Genomic DNA, 24,909 nt, shown 5'->3' with positions numbered 1-24,909 from the left:
TCGTCTTCGCGCGGATCCGGACCGGACTCAGGCGCCGGGGCAACGAACGGTGTACGACCACTCGGTGTGGTCAGGGCCCGTGACGCGAACCAGAACGGACGACGCCCCACCGGCGGGCACGTTGACGACAGCTGAACCAGTTCCCTCGTTGATGTTGTCGCCGATGTATCCGGTGCTGTGGATCAACCGACCTTCGTAGTACACCTCGATCAGGTCCGGGACGTTTTCGGTCTCGTAGCCGAGCACGAACGAGGTCGGGCCACCGCGGCCGAGTTCGTGCTTGGTGCTGGTGATTCCTGCGCCGCCCGAGACGGTCGAGGCGTCGCAGCGCTGCGTGGGTGCAAACGATCCGCCGCCGCCGCTGCCGCTGGCCAGGCCACTGAGAATGTCCCTGACGTTGCCACTGGCCAGGCCGTTGACGATGTCCGTCGCGCTGGTCGAGCCGGCGTTCAGGCCGCCGAGAACGTCGTTGAGGTTCCCAGTGGCGATCCCGCCGACGATGTCGCCCACGCTGCCGCTGGCGATGCCGTTTGCGATGTCGTTCCCGATATCGCCGACGCTTCCGTTGATCGTGGCGCTACCACTGTCGATGCTTCCTTGCACACTTTCTTCGATGCCGGGGGCAGCGGACGCAGTCGCCGGAAGCACGAGGGCAACCGCCGCTCCGATCGTCGCGGCCGCCGCCAAGGTTCGAACGCCGGGACGGCGAGAACTCCAGTTGTTCAACATATTTGCTCCACAGGTAGTTGGTCGGTCGTCCTTCAGAGCGATCCTGTCAGCGGAGCGGATCGGTGAATATCGTTTGTTCGGCTGACCCCGGACTGCGGGGCAGTCGTTCGTGTGCGCCGTGGCGGCCGACGGGCGAATTCGTTCACGACGGGGGAGTCATTAGGATCAAGTGGTGACCAGTGCAGCTCCAGAGAACCCCCAGACCCCCGCCGACGCCCTACCCAAGAGCTGGGACCCCAGCGCTGTAGAGGCCGATCTGTATCAAGGCTGGGTAGACGCCGGGTACTTCCAGGCCGACGCGACCAGCGACAAGCCCGGCTACTCCATCGTGCTGCCGCCCCCGAACGTCACGGGCAGCTTGCACATGGGCCATGCCCTGGATCACACCCTCATGGACGTGCTCAGCCGTCGCAAGCGGATGCAGGGCTACGAGGTGCTGTGGCTACCTGGCATGGATCACGCCGGTATCGCCACGCAGTCCGTCGTCGAGAAGCAACTCGCTGCCGACGGCAAGACAAAGGAAGATTTCGGCCGCGAGCTCTTCATCGACAAGGTCTGGGACTGGAAGCGCGAATCCGGTGGAACCATCGGGGGCCAGATGCGGCGCATCGGTGACGGTGTCGACTGGAGTCGCGATCGTTTCACGATGGACGAGGGCCTCTCGCGCGCCGTTCAGACCGTCTTCAAGCGCATGTTCGACGAGGGTCTGATCTACCGCGCCGAGCGTCTCGTGAACTGGTCGCCGGTGCTGCAGACCGCGATCTCCGACATCGAGGTGAAGTTCGAGGACGTCGAGGGTGAGCTGGTTTCCCTGCGCTACGGCTCGCTCGACGACAACGAGCCGCACGTCATCGTCGCGACCACTCGCGTCGAGACGATGCTCGGTGATACCGCAGTGGCGGTCCATCCCGAAGACGAGCGCTACAAGCACCTCATCGGAACCACTCTCGATCATCCGTTCACCGGGCGTCAGATTCCGATCATCGCGGACGACTATGTCGACCCCGAGTTCGGAACCGGCGCAGTGAAGATCACGCCGGCTCACGACCCCAACGACTTCGAGATGGGCCTGCGGCACAACCTGCCGATGCCCACCATCATGGACAAGACCGGCAAGATCGCCGACACGGGAACCGAATTCGACGGTATGGACCGCTTCGAGGCTCGCGTCAAGGTTCGCGAAGCTCTCGCCGAGCAGGGACGCGTCGTCGCCGAGAAGCGCCCGTACCTGCACAGCGTCGGGCACTCCGAGCGTAGCGGCGAAGCCATCGAGCCTCGTCTCTCGTTGCAGTGGTGGGTCAAGGTCGAGACGCTCGCCAAGGCTGCGGGTGACGCGGTTCGCAACGGGGACACCGTCATTCACCCGGCGAGCCAGGAACCGCGATGGTTCGACTGGGTCGACAACATGCATGACTGGTGCATTTCCCGCCAGCTCTGGTGGGGCCACCGCATTCCGGTCTGGTACGGCCCCGAGGGTGAAGTTGCGTGCTTCGGTCCCGACGAAACGGCACCGGAAGGCTGGGTCCAGGATCCCGACGTCCTCGACACCTGGTTCTCCTCGGGACTGTGGCCCTTCTCGACGATGGGCTGGCCCGACAACACGCCCGAACTCGAAAAGTTCTATCCCACCAGCGTTCTCGTCACCGGCTACGACATACTGTTCTTCTGGGTCGCCCGCATGATGATGTTCGGCACCTACGTGTCCGAGGACGAGTCGATCACCGCCGGTCCGGGTAAGTCCGGCGCGCAGATGCCGTTCAAGGACGTGTTCCTGCACGGACTGGTCCGCGATCAGTACGGCAAGAAGATGTCGAAGTCTCGCGGCAACGGTATCGACCCACTCGACTGGGTCGATCGTTTCGGCGCCGACGCCCTGCGATTCACACTCGCACGCGGCGCCAACCCGGGCAGTGACCTGTCCGTCGGTGAGGATTCGGCGCAGTCCTCGCGCAACTTCGCGACCAAGTTGTTCAACGCGACCAAGTTCGCACTGATGAACGGCGCTGCTCCCGCGCCGCTGCCTGCTCGGAGCGAACTGACCGACGCCGATCGTTGGATCCTCGACCGTCTCGACACGGTCCAGGCCGAGGCGGACGCCGCATTCGATCGCTACGAGTTCAGCAAGGCGTGCGAAGGCTTGTTCCACTTCGCGTGGGACGAGGTCTGTGACTGGTACCTCGAACTCGCCAAGGTGCAGTTCGCCGCCGACGAGGCTGTCGCCGCGAACACCCGCGCCGTGCTCGGCAACGTTCTCGATGCACTGCTCCGCCTCCTGCACCCGGTCATTCCGTTCGTGACCGAAACCCTGTGGAAGGTGCTCACCGGTGGTGAATCCGTCGTCGTCGCCGACTGGCCGACGTTGTCCGGTGTGGCAGTCGACACCCAGGCCGCCACCAGGATCGAAGACACCCAGAAGCTGATCACAGAGGTGCGACGTTTCCGAAACGATCAGGGGCTCAAGCCTTCCCAGAAGGTTCCGGCTCGTGCGTCCGGGCTCTCGGAGGCAGGCATGGACGGCCAGTTCGCCTACGTGGCGGCGCTTGCCAAGCTGACCGAACCCGAAGAGGGATTCACCGCGTCGATCTCCGTCGAGGTGCGTCTGAGCCAGGGCACCGTCACGGTCGACATCGACACCTCGGGCACCATCGACCTCGGCGCGGAGAAGAAGCGGCTCGAAAAGGACCTCGCGGCAGCGCAGAAGGAGCTCGTCACCGCTGACAACAAGCTGGCGAACGAGGCCTTCCTGGCGAAGGCGCCCGACGCCGTCGTCGACAAGATCAAGACACGTCGCCAGATCGCCGTCGAAGAGATCGAGCGCATCACAGGACGTCTGAAGGAGTTGGCCGACAAGTGAGTTCGTACGAGCCGTCCCAATTCGACGCTCAGAGTTCGGTTCCGACTCCGGTCGACATCGCCGAACTGGCGCTGGTGGAAGCAGAACTCGACAAGCGTTGGCCTGAGACCAAGATCGAGCCGTCACTGACTCGTATCGAGGCGCTCATGGATGTCCTGGGCTCACCGCAGCACAACTATCCGTCGGTGCACGTGACGGGAACCAACGGCAAGACGTCGGTGACGCGCATGATCGACTCCTTGATGAGCGCTCTGCATCGTCGTACCGGCCGAACCACCAGCCCTCATCTGCAGATCGCGACCGAGCGGATCAGCATCGACGGTCATCCGATCTCCCCGCGGCTCTACGTGGACACGTTCCGCGAGATCGAGCCGTACGTGCAGATGATCGACGCACAGTCGCAGGAAGCCGGGGGACCGGCGATGAGCAAGTTCGAAGTGCTCACTGCGATGGCCTATGCGGCATTCGCGGAGGCTCCGGTGGACGTCGCCGTGGTCGAGGTCGGCCTCGGCGGACGCTGGGACGCCACGAACGTGATCGACGGACAGGTCGCGGTGATCACGCCGATCAGCCTCGATCACGCCGAGTACCTGGGCACCGACCTGGCCGGAATCGCGGAGGAGAAGGCCGGGATCATCAAGAAGGGCCGCGAGGACCTGGTTCCGGTGGACACCGTCGCGATCATCGCCGAGCAGACTCCCGAAGTCATGGAGGTATTGCTGCGCCGTGCTGTCGAGGTCGAGGCCGCGGTCGCGCGTGAAGGCTCGGAGTTCAAGGTGCTTGCTCGCCAGATCGCGGTAGGCGGACAGCAGCTCGAACTTCAAGGCTTGAGTGGTGTGTACACCGACATCTTCCTCCCCCTTCACGGTGAGCATCAGGCGCGCAACGCCGCGCTCGCGCTCGCTGCCGTCGAAGCGTTCTTCGGCGCCGGTCCGGATCGACAACTGGATCAGGACGCTATCCGCAACGGGTTCGCCTCGATCGTCAATCCCGGTCGCCTCGAACGTGTTCGGAGTGCGCCGACGGTCTTTCTCGACGCCGCCCACAATCCCGACGGCGCCCGCGCTCTCGCGGCCGCACTGGCCGCGGAGTTCGACTTCCGCAAGCTCGTGGGAGTTGTCAGCGTCATGGCGGACAAGGACGTCGACGCCATCTTGACCGCATTCGAATCCGTCTTCGACGAGATCGTCGTCACCCACAACGGGTCACCCCGGGCGATGGATGTCGAGGAGCTGGCGAACATTGCCGTCGCGAAGTTCGGCGACGAGCGCGTCGTCGTGGCGCCGGTGCTTGCCGACGCGTTGGAAGTCGCGATCGAAATCGCCGAGCAGGTCGCCGAACCCGGCGAAGCCGTATCAGGGGCAGGTGTGGTGGTGACGGGATCCGTCGTGACCGCAGGCGCCGCCCGCACGCTGTTCGGAAAGGACCCCGCGTGAGTACCCCGTCAGATGCCAATCCCGAGTCCGGAGGCCACGAGCCCGGAGACCCCGAGTCCGGAGACACTGCCGGCGAGTTCGGGCCTCCGACCAAGGACCCCTGGAAAAGTTTCCGCGGAGTGATGGCCGGAACCCTGATCCTCGAGGCGATCGTCGTGCTGCTGGCTTTGCCGGTTGTCGCGGTCGTCGGCGGTGGCCTCACCGCGGCCTCCGCGGGATTCATCATCGGGTTGGCGGTACTGATGATTCTGGGAGCCGGCGTCCAGGGCAAGCCGTGGGCGATGGGGTTCAACGTCGCACTGCAGGTGATTCTTCTATTCGGTTTCTTCGTCCACCCGTCGATTGCCGGTGTGGCGATCACCTTCGGGATCGTCTGGGGATACCTCGTCTACCTGCAGAGAGACATCAAGCGCCGGATGGACAAGGGCCTGCTTCCCGGCCAGCGGGACTGACCATTTAGGCTGTCCGCTGTGACTGAGCGCACCCTCGTACTGATCAAGCCCGACGCCGTTGCCCGTGGATACGTAGGAGAAATCCTCAGCCGTATCGAGCGCAAAGGCCTGACAATTGCAGCACTCGAACTCCGTGTAGCTTCCGAAGAGGTGGCTGGTAGCCACTACGCAGAACACTCCGAGCGCCCGTTCTACCCGAGCTTGTTGGAGTTCATCACCTCCGGTCCGCTGGTGGCCGCAGTGCTCGAAGGCCCCCGCGCCATCGCTGCTTTCCGTCAGTTGGCCGGCGGAACCGACCCGGTCGACAAAGCTCTTCCGGGCACCATCCGTGGCGACTTCGGACTCGAAGCGCAGCAGAACCTCGTTCACGGCAGTGACTCCGTGGAGTCGGCAGAGCGCGAAATCGCTCTGTGGTTCCCCGCGCTGTCGTCCATCTGAATCTTCGATCGGGGCCTCTGGCCCACATGAACGGGCCTTCGGCCCACATCTCCACAGCGAATTCTCGGCACGTATCCCACATCGGTGCGCCCTTTGCAGTTGCAGGCGCGTTGGTGTGGGATACTGCTTTCAGTTGAACCGCAATTTGTTTTACGCACGTTCAACCGGATGACACCTAGGTTCGATGCCCTTTCATCGCTGCTCCAGGTCAACAGGAAATCCCTGGACCTCTGCACGCTGGATGATCAGGCGCTCGCGCACAGGACAACGGCCATCCAGCCAGGCACTTCATGTGCTCGCAGTGAATAACGGGCATTGCGGACCATGCGGAGCGAGACCTTACAATCTCGCACTCACTTCTGAGTGCGAGTACACACAGCACGCTCCCGCGTGGCCGCGTGACAACTCGACTTCTGGGTTGGACGCGCCCGGGGGCTGAGGAGACTTACGTGGCCGATCAATCCCCAACCGAATCAGATTCCAGCACCACCCCGGAATTTCCCGACAAGATGCGCGTACACGCGCTGGCGAAGCTGCTCGGTGTCACCAGCAAGCAGGTCCTTGCCGAAGCCGCAGCGCTCGGTACCGAATTGCGCAGTGCGCAGTCGAGTCTCCAACGTGACGTTGCCCAGCGGATTCACGCCTCGCTGACTTCCGCGGCCGAGGCCATCGAGCCGGTCGTCGCCGAGTTCGATAGCCTCATAGACCCGGTTGTCGAGGCCCCGGTTGCCGAGGCCCCTGTTGCGGAAGAGCCTGCTGCAGAGGCTCCTGCCGAGAAGCCTGTCAGGGCTCGTCGCACCCGCAAAAAGGTCGTTGTCGAAGAACCGGCCGCCGAAGAACCTGCCGCCGACGAAACAGTGGATCCGGCTGTCGCCGAGATCAGCGCTGGACTCGACGCCGCTGCTGCGCTGCAGAGCAAGGAAGCCGAGCAGTCCGATCTGTTCACTTCCTTCGAGGCGCCGCAGACCCATCAGCCCGAGGTGGCTCCCGCCGCGCCGCAGGTCCCGCTGTTCCTGCAGCCGGATCTCGAAGCCGCCGAGGTAGCTCCGCGTCGCCGTCGCGCACGCCGCGAGCCCGCTGCACCGGCGGTCGTCGAAGAGAAGCAGACAACTGCGGAAGCCGAAACCGTCGTTCCCGAGGCAGCACCGGTTGCAGTTCCTGCCGTCGAAGAGCCGGCTGTGACCGCACCGCAAACCGAGGGCGAGAGCGCCGAGTCCGAGGACGAGGACGACGATCAGCCGCGTCGCCGTCGTCGTGGACGCCGTGGACGTGGACGTGGTCGCGGTGAACAGGGTGGCGAGCAGGGCTCGGACGAAGAGTCGGATACCGCTACCGAATCGGAGCAGGAATCTGCCCCTGCGGCAGTCGAGAAGCAAACCGACGACGCTGCCGGCGAAGAATCCGGTGATAAGTCCGAGTCCACCGCTGATGCGGATTCCGAGAATGCCGACGATTCCGATCTCGATGCCGACGGATCGAGCCGCCGTCGCCGCCGTCGTCGTCGTCGCAAGACCGGCACCGACGGCGCCACCGACGCGACTGCGACGTCCGAGGACGATCCGCCGAACACCGTCGTTCACGAGCGCGAACCTCGCAACAAGACCCGCGTCAAGGACGAGGTCCAGGGCATCAGTGGTTCGACACGTCTGGAAGCCAAGCGTCAGCGTCGCCGCGACGGTCGTGACGCCGGCCGTCGTCGCCCGCCGATTCTGACCGAGTCGGAGTTCCTCGCGCGTCGTGAGGCCGTCGATCGCGTCATGGTTGTGCGTGATCGAGCAGACAGCGGTCAGCCGCATGCGACTACACAGGTAGCAGTCCTCGAAGACGGAGTGTTGGTCGAGCACTTCGTCACCAACTCGGCGTCCGCGTCGATGGTCGGCAACGTGTACCTCGGACGTGTCCAGAACGTGCTCCCCAGCATGGAAGCGGCGTTCATCGACATCGGACGTGGCCGCAACGGCGTTCTCTACGCCGGTGAGGTCAACTGGGAGGCTGCCGGTCTCGGTGGCAACTCGCGCAAGATCGAGCAGGCCCTCAAGCCGGGCGATCAGGTGCTCGTTCAGGTCAGCAAGGATCCGGTCGGCCACAAAGGTGCTCGACTGACCACACAGATTTCGCTTGCCGGTCGTTTCCTCGTCTACGTGCCCGGTGGTACGTCCACGGGTATCAGCCGCAAGCTTCCGGACACCGAGCGCAAGCGTCTCAAGGAAATCTTGCGCGACATCGTTCCCGCCGACGCCGGCGTGATCATTCGCACGGCGTCCGAGGGCGTCAGCGAAGAAGAGTTGGCGCGCGACGTGACTCGTCTGCAGGCTCAGTGGGCCGGCATCGAGGAGCAGGCCGCGGCTGCGGACACCGGTAAGTCCGGCAACCCGCAGGCGCTGTACGAAGAGCCTGACATGCTGGTCAAGGTCATTCGCGATCTGTTCAACGAGGACTTCTCCAAGCTGGTCATCGAGGGCGAGAAGGCGCATACGACGGTCGAGAACTACATCAACTCCGTTGCGCCCGACCTGCTTCCGCGACTCGAGAAGTACACGCCGAACAACGGTATCGACGTCTTCGCTGCTCGCCGTATCGACGAGCAGTTGGCCAAGGCGCTCGATCGCAAGGTGTGGCTGCCGTCCGGCGGCACCTTGGTGATCGATCGCACCGAGGCCATGACCGTCGTCGACGTCAACACCGGAAAGTTCACCGGAGCCGGCGGAAACCTCGAAGAGACCGTTACCCGCAACAACCTCGAAGCAGCCGAGGAGATCGTTCGCCAGATGCGCCTGCGGGACATCGGCGGAATGATCGTCGTCGACTTCATCGACATGGTCCTCGAATCGAACCGGGACCTGGTCCTGCGTCGGCTCACCGAATGCCTGGGTCGCGATCGCACGCGCCATCAGGTGTCGGAGGTCACGTCACTCGGACTCGTGCAGATGACGCGCAAGAAGTTGGGCACCGGATTGGTCGAGGCCTTCTCGACCACCTGTGAGCACTGCCACGGCCGCGGCATCATCGTCCACTCCGAGCCGGTCGAGGTGAAGTCCTCGGACGACGGGGGATCGCGTTCGGGCTCGCAGCGAAGCGAATCCGGCACCTCGCGCAAGAACAAGCGTGGCCGCGGAGACAAGTCGCCTTCGACCGAGTCCAACGGACAGGAAGCTCCGGCGCCGGAGGTTCCGGCTGTCGACGCGACCGTCAAGCGGGCTCATCCGGTGGCATTGGCGATGGCCTCGCACCACCACGACGACGACGAGACCGTCGCGGCCGACTCGATCGAGTCTGATTCCACCGGTACGTCTTCGGGGGATGATGCATCCAAAAGTGCCGATCGGCAACAGGATCGGCCGATCGATACTCCTGCTGCTACTGAGCGCCATGACGTTCCTGTTGTGGACTCTGCTGCGGAAGAAGTATCCGCAGTGGACAACGAGTCGGCGGCAGCTTCGACCGAAGCAGCTCCGCGCGGTCGTCGGCGTAGTCGCCGGGCGTCGCGGGCAGCGTCGGCACCGGTTGCCGAGGCAGCTCCCGAGGTGGGTACGGTCTTCGTGATTCCGACTCCGGAACCCGTGGCAGAAGCGGTCGTGGAAAACGTTCCGGCTCCGGCCACCGAAGTTCCGGCTGAGGAAGAAGTTGTCGTCGTCAAGCGACCCCGTCGCAGGCGTGCAGCAGCACGCCCCGCAGGTCCTCCGGTAGACGGAGAGTAAGAACTACTGGCTTTCGGTCGGTTGGATGACTTCGCGATGAGCGAGGACATCCAACCGTTATCCGAAGTTTCAGCTGGTAGAAGCAGTACAGAGTAGTGAGCACCACCCCTCGGCGGGGCGGTTTGACCCTGACGGTTGCTTTCCCGTAACCTTGGAGGGTCGCCACCCGGCGGTAGAGATTCCGTGTGCCTAGAGTGCGCGTGAATGTCCCGGTACGTCAGTGCCGAGCCGAGGTGACATAAACCAGACCAGTCGCGATGCATTTGAAGCCTCAGGCAGCAGCGCGAGCAAGTTCGAAGAAGCAAGGGGTAGCCCTCCGATGGCAACGTACGCGATCGTCAAGACCGGCGGAAAGCAGTACAAGGTCGCTGTTGGTGACCTCGTCAAGGTCGAGAAGATCGAGGGTGAGCCCGGCACTGCTGTCTCGCTTGCTCCCGTTCTCGTGGTCGACGGATCTGACCTGACCACCGACGCGGCCAAGCTGGCCAAGGTCGCAGTCACCAGTGAGATCGTCGAGCACACCAAGGGCCCGAAGATCCGCATCCACAAGTTCAAGAACAAGACCGGTTACCACAAGCGTCAGGGCCACAGGCAGCCGATCACGGTGCTCAAGGTCACGGGCATCAAGTAACCAGTTCTTTCTAGCTAATTTCACCCGAGGAGGGTCAATAGCATGGCACATAAGAAGGGTGCATCCAGCTCCCGTAACGGTCGCGATTCAAACGCCCAGCGCCTCGGCGTGAAGCGCTTCGGCGGCCAGTCGGTCAGCGCAGGCGAAATCCTGGTTCGCCAGCGCGGCACGCACTTCCACCCCGGCGTCAACGTCGGCCGTGGCGGCGACGACACCCTGTTCGCTCTCGCTGCCGGTGCAGTCGAGTTCGGCCAGAAGCGTGGACGCAAGACCGTGAACATCGTTCCGGCCGTCGTTGCGGCTGAGGTCTAGTCTTTCTCGCTAGTTGTGCGTCACCGGTTCTACTTTCGGTAAGAGAGTGACGCGTTCCAAGCTCCCGATAGGGGCGGACCAGGGTTGAAATAACCCGGTCCGCCCCTATCGTTTGTTTAAGCAGTGCCAGTTTTACCCCGAGCAACCCTGCTCACCAGAAGTTCAGCTCATCGCGTGAGACCCGCAATTGACTGAGGAAGGATCCGGCAGTCATGTCCCGATTCATTGACCGTGTTGTGCTGCACGTCAGCGCTGGAAAAGGCGGCAATGGTTGCGCCTCCGTACACCGCGAGAAGTTCAAACCGCTCGGCGGTCCGGACGGTGCCAACGGAGGTCGCGGTGGCGACGTCATCCTCGTGGTTGACGAGAACATCCACACCCTCCTCGACTTTCACTTCCATCCCAACGCGAAGGCGACCAACGGCAAGCAGGGCGCCGGCAGTAACCGCGAGGGTGCAAACGGTGAAGACCTCATCCTCAAGGTCCCGGATGGAACTGTGGTTCTCGATACCGACGGCAACGTCCTTGCCGACCTCGTCGGTGTCGGCTCGCGCTACGACGCCGCTCAGGGCGGCCGCGGCGGACTCGGCAACGCAGCACTCGCCTCGAAGGCTCGCAAGGCCCCAGGTTTCGCACTCCTCGGTGAAGACGGTGTCGAGCGTGACCTGGTGCTCGAACTCAAGTCGGTAGCCGACGTCGGTCTGCTCGGATTTCCCTCTGCCGGTAAGTCTTCGCTGGTGTCCGTTCTCTCGGCGGCCAAGCCGAAGATCGCCGACTACCCCTTCACCACTCTGGTCCCCAACCTCGGCGTCGTCTCGAGCGGTGACACCACCTTCACCGTCGCCGACGTGCCCGGGCTGATCCCCGGTGCCAGCGAAGGCCGCGGTTTGGGCCTGGACTTCCTGCGCCACATCGAACGCTGCGCCGTATTGGCGCACGTGATCGACTGCGCCACCCTCGATCCGGGGCGTGACCCGATATCCGACATCGACGCCCTGGAAGCAGAGCTGGCCGCGTACACGCCCGCGCTCTCCGGCGACTCGGGACTCGGTGACCTCGACAAGCGCCCGCGCGTCGTCATCCTGAACAAGACCGACGTTCCGGAGGCAGCCGAGCTGGCCGAAATGGTCACACCCGAGATCGAAGCTCGCGGATGGCCGGTCTTCACCATCTCGGCGGTGAGCCGAGAAGGTCTGCGACCGTTGACATTCGCGCTGGCGAAGATGGTCCGCGACTACCGCGAAGCTCATCCGAAGCCCGAGCCGAAGCGCCAGGTCATTCGCCCGGTCAAGGTCAAGGACTCCAGCTTCACCATCGAGAAGGATCCCGACATCCCCGGTGGGTTCGTCGTCCGAGGCACCCGCCCGGAGCGGTGGATTCGTCAGACCGCCTTCGACAACGACGAAGCCGTTGGTTACCTCGCCGACCGTCTTGCACGCTTGGGTGTCGAGGACGCATTGGTCAAGAAGGGCGCTCAGCCAGGGGCCTCCGTCACCATCGGTGACGTCAGCTTCGAGTGGGAGCCGATGACGCCGGCCGGTATCGATCTGACCCGTACGGGCCGTGGAACCGACCCGCGTCTCGATCAGGTGGAGCGTATCGGCGCCGACGAGCGCAAGCATGCTCGTCGCGTCCGCCGCGGGCTGCTCGACGAAGACGCCTGACTCACGCGATTTCAGGACGAAAACCGAAGAGAGGGAACGGGACTGTGCTCGGGTCCACCAGGGAGTCGATAGCGTCGGCTCACAGTATCGTCGTGAAGATCGGGTCGTCTGCGCTCACCAGTCTGGTGGCGGGACTCGACACTCACCGACTTGATCTGTTGGCCGATGCCATCGAGGCCCGCATGCGCGCGGGCTCCGATGTTGTCGTCGTCTCGTCCGGTGCCGTCGGCGCCGGACTGGCGCCGCTGGGACTGACCAAGCGACCGCGGGATCTCGCGACCAAGCAGGCTGCGGCCAGCGTCGGTCAGTTGGCGCTGGCTCACGCCTGGGGTACGTCGTTCGCCCGTTACGGGCGTACCGTCGGGCAGGTTCTACTCACGGCGGACGACATCGCTCGACGGACGCAGCACCGCAACGCCCAACGGACACTCGATCGTCTACGGGCATTGCACGCGGTGGCGATCGTGAACGAGAACGACACCGTTGCCACCACCGAACTTCGATTCGGTGACAACGATCGGTTGGCTGCTCTGGTTGCTCATCTCGTCGGCGCCGACGCGTTGATCCTGTTGTCGGATGTGGACGGTCTGTACGACGGGGATCCCCGAAAGGGCGATGCCACACTGATTCCCGAGGTCAACAGTCCCGAGGATCTCGACGGTGTGGTTGCCGGTTCGGGTGGCGCTCTCGGTACCGGAGGCATGGCGTCAAAGCTCTCAGCAGCACGCCTGGCCGCTGATTCCGGAGTGCCGGTGCTGCTCGCGGCAGCATCGGACGCTGCGCAGGCACTCAGTGGTGCCGATGTCGGAACAGCATTTGCGCCCCGGCCGACGCGATTGTCGGCTCGCCGATTCTGGGTACGTCACGCCGCTGACACATCGGGTGACCTTCACCTCGACGAAGGCGCCGTTCGCGCGGTGGTGTCCAAGCGTCGAAGCCTGCTATCCGCGGGCATCGTCGGTGTGTCCGGCGATTTTCACGCCGGCGATGTCGTGTCGCTGATGGGACCGGGGGAGAAGCCCGTCGCTCGGGGTGTCGTTGCGTTCGACGCTACGGAGATCGAGGAGATCCTGGGGCGCTCCACCGCCGATCTACCGGCCGACATGCAGCGTCCCGTGGTTCACGCGGACGACTTGGTGGCGCTGTAGCTGTCGTACTCGACCAGGGCGGAAAGTGCTTCAGCACAACCGACTTCGAGCTTGAGGTCGGCGTATTCGTCACCTCGGGTCGTTCCGCGATTGACGATGGCGATCGGCTTCCCGGTCTTGGCGGCATGCCGAACGAAACGCAGACCGGACATCACCGTCAACGACGACCCGGCTACCAGCAGTGCATCGGCTTGGACGACGAGGCTGTACGCCCGGGCCACACGTTCCTTGGGGACGGATTCACCGAAGTAGACGATGTCCGGCTTGAGTAGCCCACCGCACACGGCGCAATCCACGACGCGAAAGTGTGCGGTGGATTCGATCACGGCATCTGCATCGGGCGCGATCTCGACTCCCGTTGCAGCAGCCACAGTTTCGGCAAATCCGGGGTTGGCTTCCTCCAGTCTCTCGGCGAGAGTGGTGCGGGAGATCAGCCGCTGGCAGCTCAGGCATCGAACCTGCGCGTAGGTGCCGTGGAGGTCGATGACGTTTCGCGCGCCGGCCTTGGTGTGCAGGAGGTCGACGTTCTGGGTGATCACACCGACGGCTCGCCCTGTTTGCTCGAGTGCCGCGACGGCCCGGTGGCCCTGGTTGGGCCGCGAGCTGTCCATGTATCGCCAGCCGATGTGGTTACGCGCCCAGTAGTGACGTCGAAACGCCGGATCGCCGATGAACTGCTGGAACGTCATCGGATTGCGCGGGGGTGAATCGGGGCCACGGTAGTCCGGGATTCCGGAGTCGGTGGAGATGCCTGCACCCGTCAGAACTGCCAGGCGACGGCCGGACAGGAGCTCGGGAAGGGCGTCGAGGCGGCTGTTGTCGGTAGGCACCGTTCCAGGATAGGCGCGTGTGCGAGACGGCGGCGCGGAGGAAGTCCGAAATGTTCAATAGAACACGTGTACGACTGTCGATACTCGTAGACATGAACACAGTGAACCCAATTCCCGCTGGTTACCACACGATCACTCCCTACCTTGCGGTGCCGGACGGCCATGCCGCACTCGACTACTACAAACGAGCACTCGGAGCTGAGATCGTCGACGCGATGAATGCACCTGACGGCACTCTCATGCATGCCGAGATTCGGATCGGTGATTCGATGCTGCAGCTTTCGCAGGAGATGCCGGACTTCGGTCTCAGGTCGCCGCAGGACGGCTGGGTGCATTCGTCCATCGTCGTTTACACCGAGGACACGGATGAGTTCGTCGATCGGGCCGTCGCCGAGGGAGCCACGCTGGTCACGGCGGTCGCCGATACGTTCTCGGGTGACCGGCACGGAGTGTTTCTCGACCCATTCGGCCATCGGTGGGCCGTATGCACGAAGGTCGAGGACGTACCTGCGGAGGAGGTGGCTCGCCGGGCGCGGGCGCTCTTCTTCCCGGATACGGATTCGCCACAGTAACTTTCAGCAGCTTTCGCCGGATCATTCAGGCTGCGGCGGCGTGCTCAGTATCCGGCGACCGGGTCGACGAGGGCAGCCAGTGCCTCGCCCTTCGCGAAGCGGGTCACGTTCTTGGAGACGTGATCCGCAAACGCGGCGGGGCGAATTCCCGGCGGATTGGAATCGTGGGGTGTGATGATCGCATTCGTCAGATCCCACAGCGGGTGGCCGTCCGGGAGGGGTTCGGGGTCGGTGACGTCGAGACCGGCGCCGCCGATCTGTTCCGACTCGATTGCCTCGACCAGCGCGTCGGTATCGACCAGCGATCCGCGCGCGACATTGATCACCCAGGAATGGGGTTGCATCGCCGCCAACTGCGTGCGGCCCACGAGGTGACGTGTGGCCGGGGTGGCGGGCGCAGCGATCACGAAGTGATCTGCGCGAGAATAGATTTCATCCATCCTGGAGGCGGGGTACGTCGAGATGGCCCCGGGAACCGGGCTACCGGAACGATTGACTGCGATGCTGTCCGCCCCCTGCGCGGCCAGCATCGGAATCAGCGCGCGGCCGATACCGCCTGCGCCGATGATCGCAACCGTCGAGCCACGAAGGGTGCCGATCTTGGGAAAGAACTCGAACTGACGCCACGTTCGAGCTTCGATGTGTGCGGGCAGGTGACGAACTCCGGCCAACAGCAGCATGAGCGCGTGCTCGGCCACCGAGGCCGAAAACGCGCCGGCCGCCGAGGTCCACGTGATTTCGGTGTCCTTCGGAATCACACCGGAGTCGAACCAATCCTCGATTCCCGCCGACGGCAGCTGCACCCACCTGACCGACGCCGGTAACTCCGACGGAAAAGTTTCGGGTGAGCCCGCCCAGATCAGGGCGTCGGCAGTGTCGATCGGACTGATCAGACCTCCGCCCCGAAGCACCGCGCTGTCGAGCAGTGCATCGGGGACGGGGCCGATCGCTACGCGTGGAGAGGTGTCAGTCGCCATGACTAGACGCTACGCGGGGACCTCCACCAGTGGGTAGACACCGTTCTCGTCGTGTACTTCACGCCCGGTGACCGGCGGATTGAAAACGCAGAGCATGCGCATCTGCGTATCGGGCTCGACGCGGTGACGCTCGTGACCGTTGAGCAGGTACATCGACCCCGGTGCGAGATCGTATTCCTTGTTGTTGTCCAGGTCGATCAGCTTGCCGGTGCCCTCGACGAGCCAGACCGCTTCGACGTGGTTGGCGTAGTGGAACTCGTTGACCGAACCTGCCTTGATGGTGGTTTCGTGGAACGAGAACCCGACGCGGTCGCCGCCGAGGACGATGCGCTTGCTGCGCCAGTTGCCGTCCTCGCTCGTGATGTCGCGGTCGGTGTCGGTGATCTCGGTGGTGGTGCGAACGATCATGGGAGAGTCCTTCCTCTAGCTGCAGACCTTGAGTGTCGCCTCGGCCAGGATGGAGAGGCCGTGCTCGAGCTCGTCATCGGTAATCGTCAGTGCCGGAAGCAGTTTCACAACCTGGTCGGAGGGTCCGGAGGTCTCCGCGAGCAATCCCTCGTCGAATGCCAGCTGGCAGACCTTGCCGGCGCGCTCGGGTTGATCGAAAACGAGGCCCTGAACCAGGCCGCGTCCGCGGTGCGAGACCTCGCCGGGGAACTGATCGGAGAGATTGGCGAAGCATTCGCTGATGCGTGCGCCCTTCTTCAAGGTTGTCTTCGTCAGTGCGTCGTCGGACCAGTAGTGGTCGAGTGCAACCTTGGAGGTGACGAACGCCGGGTTGTTGCCACGGAAGGTGCCGTTGTGTTCGCCCGGTCCCCAGACGTCGAGTTCACGCTTGAACAGCGTGAGCGCCATCGGCATTCCGTAACCGCTGATCGACTTGGACAGCGTGACGATGTCGGGAACGATTCCGGCCTCTTCGAAGGAGAAGAACGGCCCGGTGCGGCCGCAGCCCATCTGGACGTCGTCGACGATCAGCAGGATGCCACGATCCGAGCACAGTGTTGCCAGCGCCCGAAGCCATTCGGGGCGAGCGACATTGACGCCGCCTTCACCCTGAACGGTCTCGACGATCACTGCCGCGGGACGGTTGATGCCGCTACCGGAATCATCGAGAACGCGGGAGAACCACTGGAAGTCCTCGGTGACGCCGTCGAAGTAGTTGTCGAAGGGCATCGGTGTCGTGTGCACGAGCGGAACACCGGCGCCCGCGCGCTTCATCGAGTTGCCGGTCACGGAGAGTGCACCAAGTGTCATTCCGTGAAATGCGTTGGTGAAGTTGATGACTGCCGAACGTCCGGTCACCTTGCGAGCCAGCTTCAATGCAGCCTCGACGGTGTTCGATCCGGTCGGGCCGGGGAACTGGACCTTGTAGTCCAGGCCGCGCGGCTCGAGGATGTTGCGCTGAAAGGTCTCGAGGAACTCGCGCTTGGCGACTGTCGACATGTCGAGGCCGTGCGTGATGCCGTCGCTCATGATGTAGTCGACGAGCGCCGATTTGAGCACCGGGTTGTTGTGGCCGTAGTTGAGGGCGCCGGCACCGGCGAAGAAATCGAGGTATTCGCGTCCGTTTTCGTCACGAATCCAGGATCCGGATGCGCTGGTGAACACTGCAGGCCAGTCACGGCAGTAGCTGCGGACCTCGGACTCGAGGGTTTCGAAAATGCTTGCTTCGTTGATATTCATATCTTCTTTGTTCCTCCGGGGCATGCTGTATGCCGAGCGCGAAATGCGCTAGGCGCCGATCGTGTAAAGATCTTCGGCTTCGTGTCCATCGGGAAAATCTTTGGGCGAGAACAAGTTCTGCCTGGTTATCGGTACTTCGCGTCGACGTGCGAGCGCGGTGAAGAGTGCGATCGAAGCCTCGTTGTCGGGGCTGATCGTCGTCTCCAGATGTGTAACACCCAGTGGGGCAGTGCGATCCATCAAGTCGGACAGCATGCGGGCAGCAATTGCCTTGCCGCGCTGGTCCTCGTCGACCGCGACTTGCCACACGAACAGGGTTTCCTGCGCGCTGGGACGGGTATAACCGGAAACGAATCCGACTACGCGGCCGTCTACCTCTGCGACGATGGACGTCGCGCTGAAATCCCTGCACCACAACAGGTATGCATAACTCGAATTGAGGTCGAGCACCTTCGAATCACGTGCGATCTCCCAGAGCCGGACTCCGTCATCGATCTGTGGGCTTCTGAACAACACCGCGTCCGGCGCGGTGGTCGGGATAGCTCTCGTATCAACAGGCTTCATCGGTCATCTGAACGTAACAATCATTGCTGTCGAAGTCATGCAGATGTCCGTTTCGGGCCGTGCGGAACCCGTTGCGCCCCAGGTGAGGACATGAATGTGATCGTGCTCACATTATGTAACTTTTGGTGTTGTCCGAGCGACTATTTCGGGCCAAAACTCTCTATTTGGGGCTCGCGAGCGCCAATGGGAGGACTGAATGCGCACCTGCCTGCCGAAGTGCGCGTGCGGCCATCGTGAAAGTCCAACCGGTGTCGGCGATTGCGTCGACAAGAAGTATCGGTCCCTGATGGATACTCATGTCCGGGACTTCCCAAACATCGACCAGTCCGGACACGCGATAGGCGGAGTTCGCTGCCGACACCGGAGGGTGGTCGGGTCGCAAGCGAAGGGTGCCCAGGTCGGTCAATCGCCCGACCTCGGCCAGCTTGGCAGCCAGGCTCGACACCAGCAACGGATGCGTCGTGGATTCGAGGGCCATGACACCGGTGGGGCGCTCGGCCCAATTCCAGGCGGCCAGAACGCTGATACACGCGCTGACCACCGCATCGGGTACCTCCGCGTCGGGTCCGTCGAAAAGCGCGCGGAGACGTTGGCCCCAGCCCAGGTCCGACATCCGTCCGAGAATGCGCCCGGTTTCCGGTCCCTCGGTGATCTTCCCGGACAGCTTGACGCCCAGCTTGCTCAGGCCGGTCGGCCACATCTTGCGCGGCTCCAGGTCGAATCCGGGGCGCTGCAAGCGTGCCCGAGTCTCGTCGAGGGCGGTGGTGTCGACAGTGGTGTCGTAGCGATTGCCGGTGCAGTTGTCACAGCGTCCACACTGTGAGTTCTCCGATGTCAGACCAGGATCGTCGAGTTGTTCACGCAGGAAGGTCATTCGGCACGTGGTGATGCTCTGGTACTCGACCATTGCAGCCTGCTCGGCCTGGCGAGCGTCGTCGAGTCGACCGTAACGCTCGGCGTCGTACACCCAAGGTTCTCCGGTGCTGATCCAACCGCCCTTGACTCGTTTGACCGCGCCGTCGACGTCGAGAACTTTGAGAACCATTTCGAGACGGGTGCGATTGAGCTCCACCAGCGGTTCGAGTGCCGGTGTCGACGTGGCCTTTTCGGTGTCGAGGTGCTCGATGACGCTGCGGACCAGATGCTCGCGGGGGAAGGCGACCGAGGCGAAGTAGCTCCAGATCTGCTTGTCCTCGGCGCCCGGCAGCAGGATCACGTCTGCCCTGTCGGTGGAACGCCCGGCGCGGCCCACCTGCTGGTAGTACGAGATAGGTGACGACGGTGCGCCGAGGTGGACGACGAACCCGAGATCAGGCTTGTCGAAGCCCATCCCGAGGGCCGAGGTGGCCACCAGAGCCTTGACGCGATTGCCCAACAGGTCCTGCTCGAGGGATTCACGTTCGGTGGGATCGGTCTGGCCCGTGTAGGCGGCGACTGTATGACCGCGCTCGGAGAGCAGGCTTGCGAGGTCGCGAGCGGCCGAAACCGTCAGCGTGTAGATGATGCCCGATCCCGGCAGCGTCTCGAGCATGTCGGCGAGCCAGGCAGCGCGCGCCGTCGCCTCGGGAATGTGAACCACGGAAAGGTGAAGTGACTCGCGTTCGAGCCCGCCACGAAGTACGAGAGTTTCCTCGCCGCCGACGCCGAGTTGCGCGGACACGTCCTCGACGACGCGGTTGTTTGCCGTAGCCGTGGTCGCGAGGACGGGAATGCCCTCGCCCAGTTCGGCGATCAAAGTCCTGATACGCCGATAGTCGGGACGGAAGTCGTGTCCCCAGTCGGAAACGCAGTGAGCCTCGTCGACCACTACCAAGCCGGCATCAGCTGCCAGGGACGGGAGAACCTGATCGCGGAAGTCGGGGTTGTTGAGGCGCTCGGGGCTGACCAGCAGTACGTCGAGATCGTTGGCTGCAACGCGGGCGTGGATGTCGTCCCACTCCGTGACATTGCCCGAGTTGATGGTCGCGGCTCGCACCCCGGCACGCTCGGCAGAACTGACCTGGTTTCGCATCAGGGCCAACAACGGAGAGACGATGACCGTGGGGCCATGACCTGCTGCCCGGAGCAGCTTCGCCGAGATGAAGTAGACCGCAGACTTGCCCCAGCCGGTCCGCTGGACGACGAGGGCACGCTTGCGTTGCACCACCAGCGCCTCGATGGCCGTCCACTGGTCCTCGCGTAGGCGGGCATCCGGCCCCGCGAGTTCACGGAGCAGTCGCTCGGCTTCGTCGCGCATGGCTGGGGCAGTGGCGGTGGTCATGGACCCCATGGTGCACGACCCTGCCGACACGTGCGGGCTTCAGGCCTTGGCAACAGGTTCCTGCAGCTCGGTGACCCAGCCGTCGACGTCCTCCGGGCACGCCAGCGTGACCTCCCGGCTGGGGCCGGCATTGCGGTATCCCGCTGCGTCGATCCACTGAGCCAAGGCTTGATAGGCGGGTAGGCAGTTGTCCATCGACCCCTTGTGCAGCAGCGAGGCCACCTGAGCTTCGGCCTGCAGTTCGACGACCGCGAACTCGTAGTCGCCCTCGGGATCCGCATCGACCGGTAGCGCGGCATGCACGACGACGTTCTCGTCGTCACCGGCATCCTCGTAGTACGCGAGCGCAGGTCCGATCGCGGCGATACCGGCACGATCCAAACCGGTGCACAGGCGCTCGTACAGCCCGCGAACCACCGGACCGATCGACGACGGATCCATCGTCTTGGCGGTACCGGTCAACTCCGCGACCCGCAGCGCCGGAACGGACTTGATCACAACCTCGTATGCGGACATCTGTCCCTCACTTTCGATGATGCGTAGGCGCGCCTGTACATGCGCCAGTCGCGCGGTGTCTTCCTGGATTCGGGTCTCGAGTTCTGCTCGGCGAAGCGTGAGCATCCCGCGGATTTCGTCGACGGTGACCGCCGACTCCACCACCTGCTGGACCTGGGCCAGGGTCAGGCCCAGCTCCTTGAGTGCGACGATGCGGTTGAGCAGCGCCAACTGGCCCGCGGTGTACGAGCGGTACCCGGTGGATGCGTCGACCCTCGCGGGCGTGAGCAGGCCGATGGCGTCGTAGTGGCGGAGCATGCGCACGGACACGCGACCTGCTCTCGCGAAGTCTCCGATGCTCAACATGGTTACTTGCCCCGTTTCTCCCTCACGAACCCGACACCTACAGGTTTACGACCTCACACGGTGTCAGAGTCAACCCTGACGCTTCAGCACTTTTTCGATCGCAGCGCGAGTGGGTGACGACACCGAAGCGCCGCGGACCGTCGTCGCCAGACTTCCCGCCGTGGCAGCGAACTGCAGGGCGCGGTCCTGGTCCTGCACCCACTCCACGGCGAAGGCGCCGGTGAAAGCATCGCCTGCGCCAGTTGTATCCACGGGTGTCACGGCCGGGGAGTCGGCGTGGATTGTCTCCTCGCCCGACCGGAGATCCGCGCCGCCGGCCCCGAGCGTCGTGACGAGGTATCGGACGCGACCGGTGACCGCGGCCAACTGCTCCGACTCGGTCTGGTTGACGATCAAGATGTCGACTGCATCGATCAGTGGATCCGGAAGTTCTTGCACAGGAGACGGATTGAGGATGACCGTCGTCCCGTTGGCATGTGCGTGCTCGGCTGCTGCTGTAACTGTCTCGACCGGGATTTCGAGTTGGCACAGTAGAACGTCGGCGTGTGCGATCGCGTCGAGGTCTGCTTCTGACAACGAGGTGACCGAGGAATTGGCGCCCGGGACTACGATGATGTTGTTCTCCGCGTCTTCGCTCACGGTGATGGCGGCAACGCCACTCGGGCCGTCGACACTACGAAGCAACGCGGTGTCGACCCCGGCGTCTTGCAGGGTCTCGCGCAATTGGGTACCGAAACCGTCGTCGCCGACCGCGCCGACGAACGACACGTCCCCACCGGCTTTCGCGGCGGCGATGGCCTGGTTGCTGCCTTTGCCTCCCGCCGCGGTGGCAAAGGCAGTGCCGAGCAGCGTTTCTCCCGGAGCGGGGAATCTGGACACTGACGTGGTCAGATCCATGTTGATACTGCCGACGACGACGATTCGAGGCGTGCTCATACCTCGAGGTTATCGGCCTTCATTCTCTTGCGGCGAACCTTGCGGATGATCCGACGTGCTTCCTCGTCGGTGGCGACGGAGGGCGGAGAGCCGTCGAGTGGCTTGCGTGCGGTCTCGGGGATCATCAGGACTGCGATACCGCCGATCACGGCGGCGATCATCATGTACATCGGTGCGACCAAGTTGCTGCCCGTTGCACTTTCGAGGGCGGTGAGCACCAGGGGAGTGGTTCCACCGAAGATCGACACCGCGAGGTTGTATCCGATTGCCAAGCCGCCGTACCTGATTCCGGTCGGAAAGAGCGCGGGAAGCACGGACGGGAACACCCCGACGAACAGCAGGAGCAAGCCGCCGAGAATTGCGAGTCCCAGGAAGACCGTCACGTAGTTGCCGATGCCGATCAACAGGTAGGCAGGCAGGGACAGGACGAAGAATCCGATGAAACCGCTGAGCAGCAAGGGTTTACGCCCGACGCGGTCCGAGAACTTTCCGACGTAGCTGATTCCCATCATCATCACGATCATGACGATGATCATCAGAACGAGTCCGTGGGATTCGTCGTAACCCAACGTGTTGGTCAGATACGTCGGCATATAGCTGAGCAGGCCGTAGTGAGCGATGTTGTACGTGGCCACCAGAACGATGCACAGAACAAGCGGACGCCAGTTGTCGACGAGAGTTTCGCGTAGTTTCTTGCCGGTGGATTCGTCTGCGAGGGAACGCTCTTCGGCCTGCTCCATCATCTGGAATGCGGGAGTTTCCTCCAAACGTAGACGGAGGTACAGGCCGATGAGACCCAGCGGTCCGGCAATGAGGAAGGGGATGCGCCAGCCCCACTGGAGGAGGTCCTCGGCGCTGACGACGGTCTGGATGATCGTCACGATGCCCGCTGCCGCCACATATCCTGCCAGAGTCCCGAATTCGAGGAAGCTGGCGAAGAAACCGCGCCGCTTGTCCGGCGCGTATTCGGCAACGAACGTACTGGCCCCGCCGTATTCGCCGCCCGTGGAAAAGCCCTGCAACAGGCGTAGGAGTACCAGCAGGATCGGGGCGGCGATACCGATGGATTCGTAGCTCGGGATGAGGCCGATGGCGAAGGTACTGCCGGCCATCAGAATGATGGTGGTGGCAAGGACTTTCTTGCGTCCGATGCGGTCACCGAGTGGACCGAAGAACAATCCGCCGAGAGGGCGGACGATGAAGGCAGCCGCAAAAATTGCAAACGTCGAGAGGAGTTGAGCGCTGCCGCTCGCGTCCGGGAAGAACACTTTTCCGATAGTGGTAGCTAGATATGCGTAAACGCCGAAATCGAACCACTCCATGGCATTTCCGAGCATCGTTGCCTTGACAGCGCGCTTGACGGACGCATTGTCGGTGACGCAGACATCGGGTGATTCGGCCACTTCGAGAGCGCTGATCGAGTTCTCTGGTGTAGTCATGACATGCGCTCCCCAGCGCAATCATCGAACCGAGCGGGGCACGTACCTGATGCACGCATCTTTTCGTTGCCCACTCGCCGATGAGCCGGTCGGGAAATCGAGCGTCCGCGTGCCCTGTGGCTCGTTGCGACCCCCGTCGCACGGCTCTGGCCCGCGGCAGTGTCCGGAGCCCACAGGGCTCCGGACTACCGGCAAGTAAGACGCTTACGCTATCAAAGTTGGGCGCGGGAGCCGATTTTCGGGCTAGAAGGCGCGGGCGTACTGCGACGGGATATGCGGTCCTACCTCGGCGTTCAGTTCACGGGCCGCCCGGCGCGCCCAGTAGGGATCACGCAACAGTTCGCGGCCGAGGAGCACCGCCACTGCGCTTCCGTCTTCGACGATCTTCTCGGCCTGTTCGGGTTCGGTGATGAGGCCGACGGCGGCGGCCGGTAGCAGGCTCTCGTTCTGCAGGCGACGGGCGAACGGAACCTGGTATCCCGGTTCCACCGGAATCTGTGCCGCCGGTGAATTGCCGCCAGTGGAGACGTCGACGAGATCGACCCCGTAATCGGAGAGGATGTTGGCCAGGGCAACGGTCTGATCCGCGGTCCAGCTGTCGACCTCGAGCCCACGCTCTTCCGTCAGCCAATCGGTCGCCGAGACCCGGACGAAGAGCGGTAGCTCGGCCGGCCACACCTCGCGGACTGCTGTCAGGATTTCGAGGAGCAATCGAATGCGGTTCTCGAAGCTGCCTCCGTAGCGGTCCGTTCGCTTGTTGCTCTCGGGGGAGAGGAACTGATGGATCAGGTATCCGTGGGCCGCGTGAATTTCCACGACCTTGAATTCGGCCTTCAATGCGCGGGTAGCCGCCGCTGCGAAGTCCGCGACGACCTTCTCGATGCCCTCCGGTGTGAGCTCTACCGGATCGGCAAGGTGACCGAACGGAACCGCGCTCGGGGCAACCGTCTGCCATGAGAGTCGGTCGTCGGCGGGCAGGCTCTTGCCGCCGCGCCACGGAACCTGCGTCGACGCTTTGCGTCCGGCGTGCGCCAACTGGATTCCGGGCACTGCGCCGAAGTACGCGAGTTGCGCGTTGATCTCGGCGAAGGCTTGCGCCTGCGTGTCGTTCCAGATCCCCAGATCAGCTGCCGATATGCGGCCTTCGGGATTGACGGCCGTCGCCTCGGTGAGAATCAGGCCGGTGCCGCCGATTGCACGGCTCACCAGATGCGTGCGATGCCACTCGTTGGGCACTCCGACCTGGTCGCCGATGACGTCAGCGGAGTACTGGCACATCGGTGCCATCCAGACGCGGTTCGGGATGGTGACGCCACGCAGGGTCAAAGGCTCGAACAACACACTCACGGATGGCTCCTGACTCGAAGAAGAAGGTCGGTGGGTGCAACAGCGCCGCGCATCGGAATTGTTCCCCGGCGGTCC

Annotated in this window: 21 protein-coding genes; 10 read left to right on the top strand and 11 right to left on the bottom strand. The window is 63.6% G+C overall.

Features of this window, described 5'->3' with window-relative positions; all coding sequences use genetic code 11:
• Positions 1–27: 27 nt before the first annotated feature.
• Positions 28–729: a hypothetical protein gene (locus QM596_RS21460; protein ID WP_019749074.1), complete on the bottom strand. Its 702-nt coding sequence runs from the start codon at positions 727–729 to the stop codon at positions 28–30.
• 172 nt (positions 730–901) lie between these two features.
• On the opposite strand from QM596_RS21460, the gene QM596_RS21455 reads away from it, so the two are divergent.
• The 9 genes from QM596_RS21455 to proB all read left to right on the top strand — a co-directional run bounded on the left by QM596_RS21455 (position 902) and on the right by proB (position 13,362).
• Entirely contained in the window at positions 902–3,583 is a 2,682-nt protein-coding gene (locus QM596_RS21455; RefSeq protein WP_024487630.1) for a valine--tRNA ligase, read from the top strand.
• The gene (folC, locus tag QM596_RS21450; RefSeq protein WP_019749072.1) at positions 3,580–5,019 is read left to right on the top strand and encodes a bifunctional tetrahydrofolate synthase/dihydrofolate synthase; all 1,440 of its coding nucleotides are present in this window, start codon (positions 3,580–3,582) and stop codon (positions 5,017–5,019) included. The genes QM596_RS21455 and folC overlap by 4 nt, the downstream gene beginning before the upstream one ends.
• Entirely contained in the window at positions 5,016–5,471 is a 456-nt protein-coding gene (locus QM596_RS21445) for a DUF4233 domain-containing protein (RefSeq protein ID WP_019749071.1), read from the top strand. The genes folC and QM596_RS21445 overlap by 4 nt, the downstream gene beginning before the upstream one ends.
• An 18-nt stretch (positions 5,472–5,489) precedes the next feature.
• The gene (gene ndk / locus QM596_RS21440) at positions 5,490–5,909 is read left to right on the top strand and encodes a nucleoside-diphosphate kinase (RefSeq protein ID WP_042952256.1); all 420 of its coding nucleotides are present in this window, start codon (positions 5,490–5,492) and stop codon (positions 5,907–5,909) included.
• Between the two features lie 449 nt (positions 5,910–6,358).
• Positions 6,359–9,607 (top strand): translation initiation factor IF-2 N-terminal domain-containing protein, encoded by a 3,249-nt coding sequence (locus QM596_RS21435; RefSeq protein ID WP_283309897.1) that lies wholly within the window; start codon positions 6,359–6,361, stop codon positions 9,605–9,607.
• 319 nt (positions 9,608–9,926) lie between these two features.
• Positions 9,927–10,238: a 50S ribosomal protein L21 gene (gene rplU / locus QM596_RS21430; RefSeq protein WP_003944533.1), complete on the top strand. Its 312-nt coding sequence runs from the start codon at positions 9,927–9,929 to the stop codon at positions 10,236–10,238.
• Between the two features lie 42 nt (positions 10,239–10,280).
• Positions 10,281–10,550, top strand: a complete 270-nt coding sequence (gene rpmA, locus QM596_RS21425) for a 50S ribosomal protein L27 (protein WP_003944532.1) — start codon at positions 10,281–10,283, stop codon at positions 10,548–10,550.
• Between the two features lie 212 nt (positions 10,551–10,762).
• A complete protein-coding gene (gene obgE / locus QM596_RS21420) occupies positions 10,763–12,214 on the top strand; it encodes a GTPase ObgE (RefSeq protein ID WP_019749068.1) in 1,452 nt (483 codons plus the stop codon).
• Between the two features lie 44 nt (positions 12,215–12,258).
• Entirely contained in the window at positions 12,259–13,362 is a 1,104-nt protein-coding gene (proB, locus tag QM596_RS21415; protein WP_019749067.1) for a glutamate 5-kinase, read from the top strand.
• Here the strand turns inward: proB and QM596_RS21410 are convergent.
• A complete protein-coding gene (locus tag QM596_RS21410) occupies positions 13,335–14,192 on the bottom strand; it encodes an NAD-dependent protein deacetylase (protein WP_283309895.1) in 858 nt (285 codons plus the stop codon). The two genes, proB and QM596_RS21410, sit on opposite strands and share 28 nt — an antisense overlap.
• 50 nt (positions 14,193–14,242) lie before the next feature.
• Between QM596_RS21410 and QM596_RS21405 the strand changes: the two genes are divergently transcribed.
• A complete protein-coding gene (locus QM596_RS21405; protein WP_019749065.1) occupies positions 14,243–14,764 on the top strand; it encodes a VOC family protein in 522 nt (173 codons plus the stop codon).
• 44 nt (positions 14,765–14,808) lie between these two features.
• On the opposite strand, the gene QM596_RS21400 is transcribed toward QM596_RS21405, so the two are convergent.
• The 9 genes from QM596_RS21400 to QM596_RS21360 form a co-directional block, all read right to left on the bottom strand.
• Positions 14,809–15,741 carry a D-isomer specific 2-hydroxyacid dehydrogenase family protein gene (locus tag QM596_RS21400; protein WP_283309894.1) on the bottom strand — a complete coding sequence of 311 codons (933 nt, stop codon included), beginning with the start codon at positions 15,739–15,741 and terminating at the stop codon, positions 14,809–14,811.
• Positions 15,742–15,750: 9 nt separating this feature from the next.
• A complete protein-coding gene (locus tag QM596_RS21395; RefSeq protein ID WP_003944463.1) occupies positions 15,751–16,149 on the bottom strand; it encodes an ectoine synthase in 399 nt (132 codons plus the stop codon).
• Positions 16,150–16,164: 15 nt separating this feature from the next.
• Entirely contained in the window at positions 16,165–17,427 is a 1,263-nt protein-coding gene (gene ectB, locus QM596_RS21390) for a diaminobutyrate--2-oxoglutarate transaminase (protein WP_020969986.1), read from the bottom strand.
• A gap of 48 nt (positions 17,428–17,475) precedes the next feature.
• Positions 17,476–17,991 carry a diaminobutyrate acetyltransferase gene (gene ectA, locus QM596_RS21385; RefSeq protein ID WP_019749063.1) on the bottom strand — a complete coding sequence of 172 codons (516 nt, stop codon included), beginning with the start codon at positions 17,989–17,991 and terminating at the stop codon, positions 17,476–17,478.
• A gap of 160 nt (positions 17,992–18,151) precedes the next feature.
• Complete coding sequence (locus QM596_RS21380; RefSeq protein ID WP_070386586.1) at positions 18,152–20,251, bottom strand: RecQ family ATP-dependent DNA helicase; 2,100 nt, start codon at positions 20,249–20,251, stop codon at positions 18,152–18,154.
• 39 nt (positions 20,252–20,290) lie between these two features.
• Positions 20,291–21,112, bottom strand: coding sequence for a MerR family transcriptional regulator (locus QM596_RS21375; RefSeq protein ID WP_113683735.1), 822 nt, complete (start codon positions 21,110–21,112; stop codon positions 20,291–20,293).
• A gap of 69 nt (positions 21,113–21,181) precedes the next feature.
• Positions 21,182–22,048 carry a ribokinase gene (locus QM596_RS21370; protein ID WP_283309892.1) on the bottom strand — a complete coding sequence of 289 codons (867 nt, stop codon included), beginning with the start codon at positions 22,046–22,048 and terminating at the stop codon, positions 21,182–21,184.
• Complete coding sequence (locus tag QM596_RS21365) at positions 22,045–23,487, bottom strand: MFS transporter (RefSeq protein ID WP_029255664.1); 1,443 nt, start codon at positions 23,485–23,487, stop codon at positions 22,045–22,047. The genes QM596_RS21370 and QM596_RS21365 overlap by 4 nt, the downstream gene beginning before the upstream one ends.
• A 243-nt stretch (positions 23,488–23,730) precedes the next feature.
• On the bottom strand, positions 23,731–24,834 hold the full coding sequence (locus tag QM596_RS21360) for an NADH:flavin oxidoreductase/NADH oxidase (RefSeq protein ID WP_283309891.1): 1,104 nt from the start codon (positions 24,832–24,834) through the stop codon (positions 23,731–23,733).
• Between the last annotated feature and the right edge of the window lie 75 nt (positions 24,835–24,909).

The organism is Rhodococcus sp. IEGM 1406, assembly GCF_030056745.1.
In the GTDB taxonomy this organism is placed as follows: Bacteria; Actinomycetota; Actinomycetes; order Mycobacteriales; family Mycobacteriaceae; genus Rhodococcus_F; species Rhodococcus_F erythropolis.
The sequence above is the reverse complement of the archived record's forward strand: the minus strand, read 5'-3'. Positions and strand labels throughout refer to the sequence as shown.